Genomic DNA, 14,549 nt, shown 5'->3' with positions numbered 1-14,549 from the left:
CTAGAGGGTGCCTTCCTGGCTGGTGCTGTACAGGGTGCCCTCCTCGCCCCTGGTCCAGACGGCGCCCTCCTCCTCCCGCCGGCCCACCGTGACCACGATCTTCCCGCGGGTGCGGCCCTCCTGGTTCGCCCGCTGCGCGTCCGCCGCCCGCTCCAGCGGGAACGTCTCCTGGACGTGGACCGAGACGACGCCCTGCTCGGCCAGCCGGGAGAGCGTGGCCAGATCCTCGGCGTCCGGGCGGACGAAGCAGTAGCGGCCGCCGTAGCCCGTCACCTCCGGGTCGGCGATCGACGCCAGCCGCCCCTCCGGGGCGAGCAGGTTGGCCGAGGTCTTCAGGGTGTCGCCGCCGACGGTGTCGAAGACCGCGTCCACGCCGTCCGGGACGAGCGCGCGCACCCGTGCGGCCAGGCCCTCGCCGTAGGTCACCGGCTCGCCGCCGAGGCCGCGCACATGGTCGTGGTTGCGCTCGCTCGCCGTACCGATGACCCGAGCGCCCAGGTGGGCCGCGATCTGTACGGCGAAGGAGCCGACCCCGCCGGCCGCCGCGTGCACCAGCACGCTCTCCCCGCGCTGGATCTCCAGCGCCTTGACCAGCACCTGGTAGGCGGTGAGCCCGGCCAGCGGCAGTCCGGCGGCCTCCTCGAAGGACAGGTTGCGCGGCTTGCGCGCCAGGGTGCGCACGGGTGCGGCGACGTACTCGGCGAAGGTGCCACGGGAGAGGAAGTCCTCGCGGCAGTAGCCGATGACCTCGTCGCCCACCGCGAACTCCGTGACCGCGGCGCCGGGCCGGACGACCACGCCGCTGACGTCCCAGCCCGGGATCACCGGGAAGACGGCGTCCAGCAGCGCGTCGAGATAACCCTCGCGGCACTTCCAGTCGACCGGATTGACGGCCGCGGCCCGGACCTCGACCAGCACCTGGTCCGGGCCGACCTTCGGGTCGCGCACCTCGCCGTACTCCAGCACCTCGGGTCCGCCGTACCGGCGGTAGCTGATGGCCTTCATGCCCTCGACCCTCCGGGGTACTCGTCCGCCACGCAAGCCGTATGCGCCGATATGCGCCGCTTCACGCATAGCCTGTCCGTCACCGGCACCCGTATCCCCGAAGGTGAGCACCATGACCACCCTTCACCAGGAACACACCGAACACGGCACGCACCGCCACGGTCCGGGCTGCGGGCACAACGCGGTGCCGCACGGCGACCACCTGGACTACGCGCACGACGGGCATCTGCACCGCGAGCACCAGGGTCACTGGGACGAGTGCGAACCGGCCGGGCACACCGTCCACGAGCGCCATGAGCACGTGCACTACGACGAGTGCGGACACGCCCAGGTGCCGCACGGCGATCACATCGACTATCTGCACGACGGCCACCGGCACGCCGAGCACGACGGCCACTGGGACGACCACTGACGGCGGGCCGCGACAGGGCCGACGGCTCCCCGGGCAGCGCGCCGGGGGGCCGTCGGCATATCGTGGCTCCGGTCACGTTCGACCTCCTGATCGCTCCGCCCACTGGACTACATACCGACCGGTCGGCATCATGAGTCGGGTCCTGTTCACCCGTTCGTAGGAGTGATGAATGAGCGCCGACCACCCGCCCGGACTCGACCTGGACCGGCTGCGCGCCCACCTCGACCGCGAGCGCCCCGGACTGGTGACCGGCCCCCTCACCGGCCGGCTGATCGAGGGCGGACGGTCGAACCTCACCTACGCGCTCTCCGACGGCACCTCGAAGTGGGTCGTACGCCGGCCCCCGCTCGGCCATGTCCTGGCCACCGCGCACGACATGAAGCGCGAGCACCGCGTGATCAGCGCCCTGCACCCGACCCGGGTGCCGGTTCCGCGCCCGGTGCTGCTGTGCGAGGACGACGAGGTGCTCGGGGCGCCGTTCTACGTCATGGAGTTCGTCGAGGGCACCCCCTACCGCACGGCCCAGCAGCTGGCCCCTCTGGGTGCTGAGCGCACCCGGAACGCGGTGCTGTCCCTGGTGGACACGCTGGTCGAACTGCACGCGGTCGACCCGGCCGAGGTGGGCCTTGCGGACTTCGGGCGCCCCGAGGGCTTCCTGGACCGGCAGCTGCGCCGCTGGGGCAAGCAGCTGGACGCCTCCCGCAACCGCGAACTGGCCGGCATCGACGAACTGCACGCCGCCCTCGGCCGCTCCCTGCCCGCCTCCTCCGCCCCGGCCGTCGTCCACGGCGACTACCGGCTCGACAACGTCCTGATCGGCGACGACGACACGATCATGGCGATCCTCGACTGGGAGATGTCCACGCTCGGCGACCCGCTCACCGACCTGGGCCTGCTGGTGATGTACAGCCAACCGCTGGGCATGGCCGAGTCCCCGGTCTCCACCACGGCCGAGGCGCCGGGACACCCCTCCCCGCGGGAGCTGATCGAGCGGTACGCCGAGCGCTCGGGACGCGACGTCTCCGGCGTCTCCTGGTACACGGCGTTCGCCTGGTTCAAGCTCGCCGTGATCCTGGAGGGCATCCACTACCGGTACACGCTGGGCCAGACGGTCGGGCGCGGCTTCGACCGAATCGGCGACCTCGTGCCCGTCTTCATCGACCACGGACTGACCACTCTCCAGGAAGGCTGACCCGGACATGGACTTCGCGTTCGACGCGCGCACCGAGGAACTGCGCGCCAGGCTCCTCGCCTTCATGGACGAGTACGTGTACCCCGCCGAGGCGGTCGCCGAGGAGCAGCGGGCCGCGCTCGCCTCGCCGTGGGACACCCCGGCCGTGGTCGAGGAGCTGAAGGCCGAGGCCCGCAGGCAGGGCCTGTGGAACCTCTTCCTGCCCGACGCCGAGTACGGCGCGGGACTCACCAACCTCCAGTACGCGCCGCTCGCCGAGATCACCGGCCGCTCCCCGCATCTGGCGCCCACCGCGACCAACTGCGCCGCGCCCGACACCGGGAACATGGAGGTGCTGGCGCAGTTCGGCGACGAGCGGCAGAAGAAGCAGTGGCTGGAGCCGCTGCTGGCCGGTGAGATCCGCTCGGCGTTCGCGATGACCGAGCCGGAGGTGGCCTCCTCGGACGCCACCAACATCACCACGCACATCCAGCGGGACGGCGACGAGTACGTCATCACCGGACGCAAGTGGTACATCTCCGGCGCGATGAACCCGGACTGCACGATCTTCATCGTGATGGGCAAGACGGACCCGGACGGCGCCGACATCCGCCGCCAGCAGTCCATGGTCCTGGTCCCGCGCGACACCCCGGGCGTGACCGTCAAGCGCGCGATGCAGGTCTTCGGCTACGAGGACCACTCGCACGGCGGCCACGCCGAGGTGATCTTCGACCACGCGCGCGTGCCGGTCACGAACCTCATCGGCGAGGAGGGCGGCGGCTTCGCCATCGCCCAGGCGCGGCTCGGCCCCGGCCGGATCCACCACTGCATGCGGCTGATCGGCATGGCCGAGCGGGCCATCGAGCTGATGTGCCGGCGGGCCGTGTCCCGTACGGCGTTCGGCAAGGCGCTGGCCCAGCAGGGTGTGGTCCAGAACTGGATCGCCGACGCCCGGGTGACGGTGGAGCAGCTGCGGCTGCTGGTGCTGAAGACGGCCTGGCTGATGGACACCGTGGGCAACAAGGGCGCCCACACCGAGATCCAGGCCATCAAGATCGCCACGCCGCGCGCGGTGGTCGGCATCCTGGACCGCGCGATCCAGCTGCACGGCGCGGGCGGGGTGAGCCAGGACTTCCCGCTGGCCGAGCTGTACGCGAGCGCCCGCACCCTGATGCTGGCCGACGGCCCGGACGAGGTGCACCAGCGGTCGCTGGCACGGCGGGAGTTGAAGAAGTACCTCTGAGGTGCTTCTAGTAGCCGCCCGAGTAGTGGTGGTCCTCGCGGGCGAGTGCCCGGAGGAACGCGAGGAACCGGTGCAGGAGAGTCGGTCTGCGGGTCATGGGTCCAGCCTGGCCCGCAGGCCGCCCACCGGTCCAACAGATGGTTTCGCTGGGCGGCATCTCTATCATAGATGGATGGAGATGCGTCAGCTGCGCCACTTCATGGCGGTGGTGAACGAGGGCGGCTTCACGGCCGCCGCACGCGCCGAGCTCATCGTGCAGTCGGCGCTGAGCACCTCGATCAAGAATCTCGAACGGGAGCTGGGCGCCGACCTGTTCGACCGTACGGGCCGCCGGGTGGTGCTCACCGAGGCCGGCCGCGCCCTCCTCCCCCAGGCCCGCGCCCTGCTCGCCGGCGCCGAGGCGGCCCGGGACGCGGTCGCGGCCGTGGCGGCACTGGCCGTCGGCCGGGTGTCCGTGGGCACGATCCAGACGCTGACCTGCGTCGACCTGCCCGCCGAACTGGCCGCCTTCCACCGCGAGTTCCCCGGTGTCCAGGTGTCCGTGCGGGACGCGACGGTCGCCGAGCTGACCGAGGCGCTGCGCGCGGGCGAACTGGACCTCGCCTATCTCGCCCCGGACGCCCGGGACCTGCCCGAGGGCCTGCATGTGTACGCCACGTGGCACGAGGAGCTGGTGCTGATCACCGCGCCGGGGCATCCGCTGGCCGAGGCGGGCCGCACACTCATCAGGGACCTCGCCGAGGAGGCCTTCGTCGACTTCCGCGCGGGCACCGGGCTGGAGACGGCCGTGCGGCGTCTGGCCGCCCACTGTGGGCTGGACCGCCGTATCACCTGTGACGTCACCCAGATCGGGCTGCTCGTGGACCTGGTCCGGGCGGGGATCGGGGTGGCGTTCGTGCCCCGGGCCATCGGCGAGCGGGCCGGGCTGCCGTGCGTGCGGATACGGCAGCCGGAGCCCGGCCGCAGGATCGTCCTCGCGGGACGCGGCGAGCGGCCCCGGAATCCGGCGGCCGCCGCCCTCGTCCGTCACCTGGCGGACGATCGCCTCGCGGACGATCGCTTCATGGACGGTCGCCTCAAGGACGCAGCGCCCGCAGCAGCAGGTCGGCGAGGTGGTCGGCGACCTGCTGAGGGGTGAGGGGGCCGTCCGGGCGGTACCAGGTGGACAGGTGGTGGACGGAGCCGAAGTGGTAGTCCACGACCAGGTCGGCCGGGGTCGCCGTGGAGAACACGCCCGCCTTCTGGCCCTCCTCGATCAGCGCGCGGAACCGTTCGTGGTAGCGCCGGCGCTCGGCCCGTACCTGCTTGTTCTTCTCCGGGCTGAGGTGGTGCATGGACCGGAAGAAGATCATCGCGTCGTCGAGGTTGTCGATCGTGGTGACGACCACGTCCGCCGCCGCGGCTCTGAGCCGTTCCTCCACCGGCGCGTCCATTCCCGCGAAGTGGTCCAGCCGCTCCTGCTGGATGCGCAGCACGCGCGCGTACACCTCGTGCAGGAGGTCGTCCTTGGAGCCGAAGTAGTGGTACAGCGCCCCCTTGGTGACGCCGGCCGCCTCCACGATCTCCTGCACGGACGTGCGGTCGTAACCCTGCTCGGCGAAGAGCCGGGTGGCGGCGGCCAGCAGCCGCTGCGGAACGGGCGTCCCGTCTCCGTCCGTCGTCCTGGGCACTGCCGCCACCTGCCTCTCTCGTCGCCTACTGACCGGCGCTGCTGTCGTCGTGCGCGCGGGAACGCAGTTCCCGCCGGAGGATCTTCCCACTCGCCGTCTTGGGCAAGTCCGGCAGGATCTCCACCTGACGCGGGTATTTGTAGGCGGCCAGTCTCTCCTTGCAGTACACCGCGAGTTCATCCGGGTCCGTCTCCGCGCCCGGACGCAGGCTGATGTACGCCTTCACGGTCTCGCCACGGTAGCCGTCGGGGACGCCGACGACGGCCGCCTCGCGCACCGCCGGGTGGGTGTACAGCACGTCCTCGACCTCGCGGGGCCACACCTTGAAGCCGGACGCGTTGATCATGTCCTTCTTGCGGTCGACGACATAGAGCCAGCCCTGGGCGTCCATGAAGCCGATGTCGCCGGTGCGCAGCTCGCCGTCCGGGAAGGACTCGGCGGTGGCGTCCGGACGCCGCCAGTAGCCGGGGACCACCTGGGGCCCGCGGACGACGATCTCGCCCTGGTCCCCGAAGGGCACCTCCTCGCCCCGCTCGTCCACGATCCTGACGACCGTGTCGGCGCCGGGCAGGCCCACCGACAGCGTCCCGGAGACGGGGTCCACGGGCGCCTCCAGGCCGGGCGGCACCGAGGCGCAGGGGGCGGTGCACTCGGTGAGTCCGTAGCCGACGCGTATGTACGGCCCGAAGCGCTCGCGGAACTTCTCCACCAGGGCCGGGGGCACGGGCGCGCCGCCGGAGGACAGGTTCACGAAGGAGGCGAAGTGCTCCGGTGTGGCGTCCGGGTGGGCGGCGAGCGCCATGTAGGCGGTGGACGGGCCGACCGTGTAGTGCGGGTGGTGCTCGATGAAGGCCTCCAGGACGAGTCCGGGATCGAAGCGGTAGGCGAGCACCAGGGTGCCGGCGCTGTTCAGGCAGGCGCCGAACTGGCAGACCATGCCCGTGATGTGGAACAGCGGCGCGAGCGCGTAGTAGACGGGCGCCTCGGGCAGCGCGAGCCCGGTCCGCTGCCGCTCGGCGTTGTGCATGATGTTGCCGTGGGTGTTGGTGGCGCCCTTGGGGGTGCCGCTGGTGCCGGAGGTGTAGCTGATCAGCGCGATGTCGTCCGGGCGCGGCGCACGGCCCTCGGGCGCTGTGCCGCCCTGCCGGGCGACGGCCACGAGGTCGTCGGCGTCCGGCGCCTGGGGCAGCCGCTCGAACCCGAGCACGCGCGCGTCGTTGCGGGTCTGGAAGTCCAGCTCGCTCGCGGTGAGCACGACCCGCACCGGCGAGTCGGCGGCGGTCTCCCTGAGGTACGCCGCCCACGCCCGGTCGGAGCAGACCAGCGCGGTCACCTCGCCGTCCCGCAGGATGTGGCCCATCTCGGCCGACTTGTACATCGGATTCACCGGGACGACGGTCGCGCCGGCCTTCCAGGCGCCGAGGACGGCGACCACGAAGTGCGGGGAGTTCTGCAGCAGCACCGCCACCCGGTCGCCGCGCTCCAGGCCGCGCGCGGCGAGGTGGGCGGCGACGGAGTCGCTCAGCTCGTCCACCTCGCGGTAGCTCAGCCGGGCGTCGAAGTAGGCGAGGAAGGTCCGCTCCGGCGCCTCGGCCACGGCCGCCCGCAGGGCGTGCACCAGCGAGTCGGCGGGATCGATCGGGCCGCGCTGCGCTTCGTCGAGCAGCGCCAGCCAGGGGCGGGCCGCGTACCGCGAGGTGCTCACCGGGCCTCCTCCCACCTGCGCTGGAGGTGGTTCATGCCGCTCAGCCAGCGGTCCGGATCGCCGGCCCGCGCCTGGTAGTACTCGGCGACCTCGGGGTGCGGCAGGATCAGGAAGCGGTCCTCGGCGATGCCCCGGAACAGGGCGTCGGCGACGGCCTCCGGTTCGATCGCGGTCGGCTGCAGCACCAGGTCCCCGGCGCTGCCGGTCGCGGCCAGCATGTCCGTGCGCACGCCCTGCGGACAGATCGCGTGCACCTTCAGGCCCCGGTGGCGGTACGTCAGCGACAGCCACTCGGCGAAGGCGTAGGCGCCGTGCTTGGTGACGCTGTAGGAGGGCGCGCCGATCATGGTGAGCAGCCCGGCGGCCGACACGGTGGACACGAACCGCCCGGCGCCCCGCTCCAGCCAGGACGGCAGCAGCTCGTGGGCGGCGCGGACGTGCGCCATCACATTGACGTCCCAGGCGGCCGCCCAGGACCGCTCGTCGAGCGGCCCGCCCGCGCCGCCGTCCTCGAAGGCGACACCGGCGTTCGCGCAGTAGACGTCGACGGTGCCGCCGAGCGCGTCGCGGGCGTCGCCGACGATCGCGGAGGCGTCGCCCGGCACGGCGATCCCGCCGATCTCGTCGGCCACCGCCTTGGCCCGCGCGCCGTCCAGGTCGTTCACGACGACCCGGGCCCCCTCGGCGGCGAACCGCCGGGCCAGCGCGGCCCCGATCCCCCCGCCGGCCCCGGTGACGACCACTCCCGCATCCTGCACGGCTTCCACCATCGGTCTCCTTCGACACGACTCAGCGCGGCGCGCATCGGCTCTGGCCGAGACAGACTAACCGGTCGGTATGTGTGAAGGAAGGGCCACTGCACCAACCTCTGGTCATGCATCTGTCTCGACGGAACTTGCTCGCATCGGCCTCGATGGCGGCCCTGCCGGCCGCCCCCGCACACCGCGAAGAGCTGCGCACCGGCTTCGAGAGACTCGCGGCCGACGGCTACGCCCTGCTGAAGGGCCGGCGCGTCGGCATCGTCACCAATCCGACCGGCGTCACCCGCGACGTCCAGCACATCGTCGACGTCATGCACGCCGACCCCCGGGTGAACCTGACGGCCGTCTTCGGCCCGGAGCACGGCTTCCGGGGCACCGCACAGGCCGGCGGCTCCGAGGGCCGCTACGACGACCCGGCGACCGGGCTGCCCGTGTACGACACGTACCTGAAGAGCGGACAGCCGCTCGCCGACATCTTCACCGCCGCCGGCGTCGACACGGTCGTCTTCGACATCCAGGACGTCGGCGCCCGCTTCTACACGTACATCTGGACGCTGTACGACTGTATGGAGGCGGCCCAGCTCGCGGGCAAGCGGTTCGTCGTCCTCGACCGGCCCAACCCGGTGACCGGCCGGGAGGCCCAGGGGCCGGTCCTGCACAAGGAGTTCGCCACGTTCGTCGGCCGGCAGCCGGTCGCGCAGGCGCACGGCATGACCGTCGCGGAGCTGGCACGGCTGTTCAACGGGGAGTTCCTGAGCAGGCCGGTCGCGCTGGACACCGTGCTGATGACCGGCTGGAAGCGGACCCGGTTCTACGACGCCTCGGGGCTGCCCTGGGTGCCGCCGAGCCCGAACATGCCGACCCCGGACACCGCTCTCGTCTACTCCGGCACCTGCATGTTCGAGGGCACCAACGTCTCGGAGGGGCGGGGCACGACCAGGCCGTTCGAGCTGCTCGGCGCCGAGGGCGTCGACGGCCGCTGGGCCGCGGCCGTGAACGAACTGGCGCTGCCCGGCGTGCGGTTCAGGGAGGCGTACTTCGCGCCCACCTTCTCCAAGTTCCAGGGCAAGACCGTCGGCGGGGTGCAGATCCATGTGCACGACCGGGCCGCCTACGACCCGGTCCGCACCGGGATCGCGCTGCTGGTGACCGTCAGGAAGGTCTGGGACGGCTTCGCGTGGCGGTCGGACGACTGGATCGACAAGCTCACCGGCTCCACCCGGGTACGCACGATGATCGACGCCGGAGCCGGCACGGACGAGGTGGTCGGCGCCTGGCAGGAGGAGCTGGCCGCGTTCCGGCGGGTGCGCCAGGAATATCTCCTCTACCGGTGAGGCGCCGTGTATGGCCAACCTCGCCCCGGAGCAGGACGATGCGTGCGCAGCACATCGTGACGCATCGTTGCAGGCGGGACGAGGGAGCCTGGCATGGCGGATCCCGGGATGAGCGTGTCTCCCTACTGGGAGCTGACCTTCGACGCGGACGGGGACGTGGACGGCCCCGAACGCGACCACCTGATGGCGCAGGTCACGGAGCGCGGCGTCCGTGACCTGCTCGTCTTCGCGCACGGCTGGAACAACGACCGCTCGGGCGCGACCGCGCTGTACCGGAGCTTCTTCGCACCGGTCCCGGCGCTCGCGCCACGGGCCCGGCTCGGGTACGTGGGCGTGATCTGGCCGTCGATGCGGTTCAGCGACGAGCCGATCCCGGACTTCCCGAAGTCGGTGGCGGCCGTGGCGGGTCAGACGGCACCGGGGCCGGCGCTGGACAAGGACACCCGGCGTGCCCTGCTGGAGACCTTTCCGGGGCGGGCATCCGTGATCGACCAGCTGGCCCGGATGCTGGACGAACGGCCCGGCGGGGACCGGGGACTGGCCGAGTTCGGGCGGCTGGTGCGGCTGCTGGTGGACGACGGGCGGCGGCTGGGCGCGGCCGACACCGACGAGGAAGGCGAGCCCACGGTGTTCACCGAGCAACCGGCGACCGCCTGCGACGAGTTCGCCGAGGCGCTGGCCGCCGTACGGTCGCCCGGCGCACCGGCCGGGTTCAGCATCCCGAACCCCTGGGAGGGGGCGAAGGAGCTGCTGCGGCAGGCGACGTACTACACGATGAAGCGGCGGGCCGGGACGGTCGGCGAGCACGGGCTCGGGCCGGTGATCGGGCAGTTGGCGCGGGCCGCGGCCGGGGTGCGGGTGCATCTGGTCGGGCACAGCTTCGGCGGGCGGCTGGTGTCGTTCGCGCTGCGCGGGCTGCCGGACGGGGTGGGCACGGTGAAGTCCGTGACCCTCCTCCAAGGTGCCTTCTCGCACTACGCGTTCGCGGACCGGCTGCCGCAGGACCCGGGCAGGGCAGGGGCGCTCAAGGGCCGGCAGCGACGGATCGACGGCCCGCTGGTGTGCTGTCACTCGCACTTCGACGCGGCGCTCGGCACGTTCTATCCGCTGGCCTCCCGGCTGTCCGGGGACGACCGCTCGTGTGCGGGCAGCGAGATCGCCGCCGTGCTGGGGCCGGAGTGGGGCGCGATGGGGCACGACGGGGTGCAGGCGGTGCCGGGCACCGCCCGGCTGGACCTCGCTACGGCCCTCGCCGGACCGCTGCCCGCGTCGGGGTGCGTGAACGTCGACGCGGCCGCGGTCGTCTGCCACGGCGGCCCGCCGGCCGGGGCGCACAGCGACATCGTCCACCCCGAACTGGCCCGGCTGGTGCTGGCGGCGGGCCGCATCACGTGACCCGCCGCCCACGTCATCCCGATCGGTTCACCGGTGTGACGTGTACTCCACCACCTGCTGGAACGTCGGCCGGTTCTGCCAGCTGATCTTGCCGTGCCTGATGCCGCCCAGGGTGCGCTGGACGATCGAGTCGGCGCACCACTGGTCGCCGGCCGAGCACTGGTCGTCGCCCGGGTAGACCTGGGCGGCGGTCATCCCGGCCGCCTGGTCGAGGGTGCTGATCAGGGCGTCCCGGCAGGCACCGAGGCTGCCGCCGCCGCAGTACTTCTCGGCGAGCCCGCCCCGCACGTTCTCCCCGAGCACCGCCCGTATGTCCTTGTCGACATAACTCCACCAGCCGTACTGGAAGGAGCTTCCGGCGTGTGAGCCGGTCGGGCCGTGGCCGGCGGACGGGGCCTCGTCCACGGGGATGTCGTTGGTGATCGCGCTGTACAGATCGCTGCCGAGGCCCGGTTCGAACTCCGCCTTGACCAGCAGCGGCCACCAGGCGTCCAGGATGCGGATCGCGTCGGCGTCGGCGTAGGTCTTCGAACCGGCCGACGTCTCCGTGCGCCTGGCGCCGGCGCTCACCCACGCCTGCAGCTTGCTCAACGCCGCGGCGGCCGTGGAGTCGGTCACCGTCGAGGAGTTGATCACCTTGAGCAGCTTCGGCAGCACGTCCTCGGCCCGCAGGTCGGCGAGGGCCGCGTCCGCCATGGCCTGCACCAGCTTGGTGCGGGTCACCCCGCCGGCCGCGACCAGCTTCTTCACCCGGTCGTCCAGCAGGTTGCCGCGGTGCACGGAACCGTCGCCCCAGCCGGCGGCCGAGTAGTCCTCGGCCTGCTTGTTGTTCCAGGAGACGTAGTAGTCCTGGTCGATGGAGTTGGGGTGGGCGGAGGCCGGGGTGTAGTCGGCCGTGTTGGTGGCCGGGTCCCAGTTCTGCCACTCGTACGCCGGCTGCGCCCAGACCGGGAACTCGGCGTCGACGCCGGACGCACGGACCGGGTTGTCGCCGCTGTTGTAGTAGGCGGTGTGCTGGGAGTCGGCGTAGAACCAGTTGAAGGTGTAGTTGATGTGCTGGGCCGCGCTCTGGAAGTCCTTGGGCCCCTTGACGTAGTCGGGGTCGTTCAGCATCTGGAAGCCGATGATCGAGTCGGCCTCGTGCAGATACGACGACCGCAGCGTGGTGTAGGCGACCTTCTTGCCGCCGACGGTCGCGCGGTACTCCACCGGGCCGTACCTCGTCCGCCACACCCGCATGGTGTACGACCCCGCCGGCGTACTGTCGGCCGTGGTCGGTGACCAGGAGTTCTTCTGCTCGACCTTGTCCATGGCCGTACAGGTGCCGTGGTACAGGTAGTGGTAGTCGTCCTGGCACAGCTCGACGGCGTAGGTGTCGATGATGTCCTGGCCGGAGGTGGTCGCGCTCCAGGAGTAGTCCTGGCCGCGGCCGAGTTCGACGTACATGCTCAGGCCCGCGAAGGAGGCACCGCGGGCGCTGATGCCCGGGCCCTGGATCTCCTGGAGCATGAGCAGCTGCGGGGCGAAGTAGCCGGTCTGCGGTCCGAAGACGGCGATCGGGTGGCCGCTCGCGGTGTACTTGCCGCTCACGACGAGGGCGTTGGACATGCCGCGCCTGGCCGAGCCGAGTGTGGCCTTGGCGGCGGTGGCGGACGTGCTCCTGGCGGCCGCGGTGGTCGCGTTGCCCGTACGGTCGTAGACCAGCGGTTCCTGGGTGACCGAGCCGGCGTCGGGCAGCGCCTCGCCCTTGGGGTCGGCGGGCTTGCCGCCGTAGGGGAAGCTCTCGCCGTCGTGGACGGTCAGGACGGCCTCGGGGTCGTTGCGCTCACGGAAGGACTCCCAGACCTTGGTTCCCTCCTCGACGCCGTACTTGGACTGGGCGGCGAGCAGCGACAGGGCGTTGTTGACCTCGCCGCCACCGCCGGCGCCGAACAGGGAGCCGATCACGGACGCCAGGGCCACGAGGTCGGTGACCTTGAAGTGCTCGATGGTGCCGGCGTTGGTGACCGGGTCCTTGTGGCCGGTCAGGTCGTACTCGCCGGGGAAGTAACGGCCGCTGTCGGAGGCGTCGATGTAGGCGTTGACGCCGTCGAGGTAGGCCTTGACGTCGGCGAGGGCCTGCTGGCCGCGGGCGCCGTTCTTCGCGACCGCGTTGTCGATCTGCGCCTGCAGGTCGGCCTCGGTGTAGGGCGCGTTGCGGTAGAACTCCTGCTCCAGGCCCTGGTTGGCGGCCGCGCCGCCGGCGAAGGAGGTCAGCTGGCCGCGGCCGACGTGCCGGAAGACGTCCATCAGCCACAGCCGGTCCTCGGCCGCCGCGTAGCCGGCGCCGTACTCGGTGCCGAAGCGGGTGGTGCCGGTGATGTGCGGCACACCGGTCTTCTTGTCCCGGACGATCGTCACGTCACTGCGCCCGCCCGGCTTCTCGCTGGAGGCGACCTGGTCGGACGGGACGCCGAAGGAGGCGTCGTTGAAGAAGGTGTTGATCGTGGCGTCCGTCAGGCCCTTGTAGCCGCCGGCCAGGTTGGCGTACGGGCCGAGCTGGTCCTCGGCGTGCGCGGGCTGGGTGCCGAAGGCCTGGTTGAGCAGGATCTGGGCGAGCGTGGCGTTGCCGTTCTCGCCGGGCGGCAGGATGTCCGAGCACTGGCCGCCGCAGTAGTCGTTCGAGGCGGCGGCATCCGTGGCAGCCGCGGCCTGGGTGAGGGGGGAGAGAAGTCCGGCGACGAGAACGCATATCGACGCCGTCTTCAGGAACCCGGAGAAGCGGCGGGACGTTCTCAGTCTGTCAAGGGTGGTCCGTGGGGTTCGCCGTGGCATGGCAGCTCCTAGCGACAGGGGTGGCCGAACGTTACCGCCGGTATCCCCAGCTTTAAAGATGAACATGCGTCACTTTCTGCAGTCCGCAAGCAGAGCGCAGAAAGCAGCACGCGAAGAGATGGAGCCGAATCGCCTGTCGATACGTCTATTCGGCGACGTCCGTGCGACGACGCCGAAGTGACCGAAGTACAGGTGCAGGTGTGACGGAGGTGCAGGGCGATGGCCGGTTTTCGGAGTCTGGCGAGACAGGTACGCGACCCGGACTGCGATCTGGCACTGCGGCGCTACTCACTGCGCAAGTGCCTTGAGAAGTTCGCCCCTTACGGGCATCGGGCGACCTGGGAGCATCTGTGCTCCCGGGCGGGCTTCGGCCCCGAGGACCGCTCCCCCGACCCGGCGCGGCTCGTGGCCGCACTGGAGGAACTGGAGGAGGCGCGCTCCGTCTGGCTCGCCTATGAGACCGACTTCACCGAGCGGCGCAGGAAGGAGAAGCACGACGGGCTGCGCCGGCCGGGCAGCGTGGACGACTGGCACCGGCTGACCTGGGGCGGCTTCGGGGTCGCCTGGTGCGACAACCCGCGGATCCACCCCGACGAGCCGCTGGCCGAGGTGCTGCGCCGGCTGATCACCGCACTGAACCGGGAACCGGGCTGGACCTGCCCGGTGTGCGGCGGGCACCGCCTGGTCTGGCGGTACGGCCTGGACCACGAGCCGTCGTCCGGCCCGGTCTGCACGGACTGCGGCATCCTGGTGCCGCGTCCCGTTCTCACCCCACAGGCACTGGAGTTCGCCCGCCGGGGCGCACTGCTGATGTCGGCCTGAGCGGTGCCGCTGTGCTTTTCCAACGGGGGGCTTGTCCGGGGGGTGCGTTGGGGGATGCCGCACCCCTGCGGGGGGCTCGCGCGCTGTGCAGCGCGGCCGGCTGCACCCCTAGGGGCGCGGGGCTGTATCGACATGCGGCTCCGCCGCGTGGGCGCGAGCAACCACGACGACGCCGCGGACGCCGGACGGCACGGAGCGGCACCACTCTGCTGCGGCT

General features: G+C 71.5%; 12 protein-coding genes. 7 read left to right on the top strand and 5 right to left on the bottom strand.

Going from position 1 to position 14,549, the window contains the following annotated elements; all coding sequences use genetic code 11:
* Positions 1–1,005 (bottom strand): NADP-dependent oxidoreductase, encoded by a 1,005-nt coding sequence (locus tag SRB17_RS34440; RefSeq protein WP_153544392.1) that lies wholly within the window; start codon positions 1,003–1,005, stop codon positions 1–3.
* Between the two features lie 112 nt (positions 1,006–1,117).
* Here SRB17_RS34440 and SRB17_RS34435 point away from each other — a divergent pair, with 112 nt between their 5' ends.
* From SRB17_RS34435 to SRB17_RS34420, 4 genes are all read left to right on the top strand, one after another.
* Positions 1,118–1,417, top strand: coding sequence for a hypothetical protein (locus SRB17_RS34435; protein ID WP_153544390.1), 300 nt, complete (start codon positions 1,118–1,120; stop codon positions 1,415–1,417).
* A gap of 169 nt (positions 1,418–1,586) precedes the next feature.
* Positions 1,587–2,609: a phosphotransferase family protein gene (locus SRB17_RS34430; RefSeq protein ID WP_153544388.1), complete on the top strand. Its 1,023-nt coding sequence runs from the start codon at positions 1,587–1,589 to the stop codon at positions 2,607–2,609.
* A 7-nt stretch (positions 2,610–2,616) separates the two neighbouring features.
* The gene (locus SRB17_RS34425) at positions 2,617–3,831 is read left to right on the top strand and encodes an acyl-CoA dehydrogenase (RefSeq protein WP_153544386.1); all 1,215 of its coding nucleotides are present in this window, start codon (positions 2,617–2,619) and stop codon (positions 3,829–3,831) included.
* Between the two features lie 172 nt (positions 3,832–4,003).
* Positions 4,004–4,969: a LysR family transcriptional regulator gene (locus SRB17_RS34420; RefSeq protein ID WP_153544384.1), complete on the top strand. Its 966-nt coding sequence runs from the start codon at positions 4,004–4,006 to the stop codon at positions 4,967–4,969.
* Here SRB17_RS34420 and SRB17_RS34415 read toward each other — a convergent pair.
* Genes SRB17_RS34415 through SRB17_RS34405 form a run of 3 tightly spaced genes read right to left on the bottom strand, consistent with a single transcriptional unit; the run spans position 4,908 to position 7,976 of the window.
* On the bottom strand, positions 4,908–5,501 hold the full coding sequence (locus tag SRB17_RS34415; RefSeq protein WP_228618572.1) for a TetR/AcrR family transcriptional regulator: 594 nt from the start codon (positions 5,499–5,501) through the stop codon (positions 4,908–4,910). The genes SRB17_RS34420 and SRB17_RS34415 overlap by 62 nt on opposite strands.
* A gap of 25 nt (positions 5,502–5,526) precedes the next feature.
* Entirely contained in the window at positions 5,527–7,206 is a 1,680-nt protein-coding gene (locus SRB17_RS34410) for a class I adenylate-forming enzyme family protein (RefSeq protein WP_323376678.1), read from the bottom strand.
* Positions 7,203–7,976 carry an SDR family oxidoreductase gene (locus SRB17_RS34405; RefSeq protein ID WP_153544383.1) on the bottom strand — a complete coding sequence of 258 codons (774 nt, stop codon included), beginning with the start codon at positions 7,974–7,976 and terminating at the stop codon, positions 7,203–7,205. The genes SRB17_RS34410 and SRB17_RS34405 overlap by 4 nt, the downstream gene beginning before the upstream one ends.
* A gap of 104 nt (positions 7,977–8,080) precedes the next feature.
* Here SRB17_RS34405 and SRB17_RS34400 point away from each other — a divergent pair, with 104 nt between their 5' ends.
* Together SRB17_RS34400 and SRB17_RS34395 are read left to right on the top strand one after the other, a co-directional pair.
* Complete coding sequence (locus SRB17_RS34400; RefSeq protein WP_153544381.1) at positions 8,081–9,301, top strand: exo-beta-N-acetylmuramidase NamZ domain-containing protein; 1,221 nt, start codon at positions 8,081–8,083, stop codon at positions 9,299–9,301.
* 93 nt (positions 9,302–9,394) lie between these two features.
* Positions 9,395–10,696, top strand: a complete 1,302-nt coding sequence (locus SRB17_RS34395; protein ID WP_153544379.1) for a serine-threonine protein kinase — start codon at positions 9,395–9,397, stop codon at positions 10,694–10,696.
* Between the two features lie 27 nt (positions 10,697–10,723).
* Here SRB17_RS34395 and SRB17_RS34390 read toward each other — a convergent pair whose 3' ends face one another.
* On the bottom strand, positions 10,724–13,510 hold the full coding sequence (locus SRB17_RS34390) for a penicillin acylase family protein (protein WP_153544377.1): 2,787 nt from the start codon (positions 13,508–13,510) through the stop codon (positions 10,724–10,726).
* Between the two features lie 219 nt (positions 13,511–13,729).
* On the opposite strand from SRB17_RS34390, the gene SRB17_RS34385 reads away from it, so the two are divergent.
* On the top strand, positions 13,730–14,332 hold the full coding sequence (locus tag SRB17_RS34385) for a hypothetical protein (protein ID WP_153544374.1): 603 nt from the start codon (positions 13,730–13,732) through the stop codon (positions 14,330–14,332).
* The last annotated feature ends 217 nt before the right edge of the window (positions 14,333–14,549 follow it).

Source organism: Streptomyces sp. RB17 (assembly GCF_009604455.1).
Taxonomy (GTDB): domain Bacteria; phylum Actinomycetota; class Actinomycetes; order Streptomycetales; family Streptomycetaceae; genus Streptomyces.
This window is presented reverse-complemented; position numbering and strand designations above follow the sequence as displayed.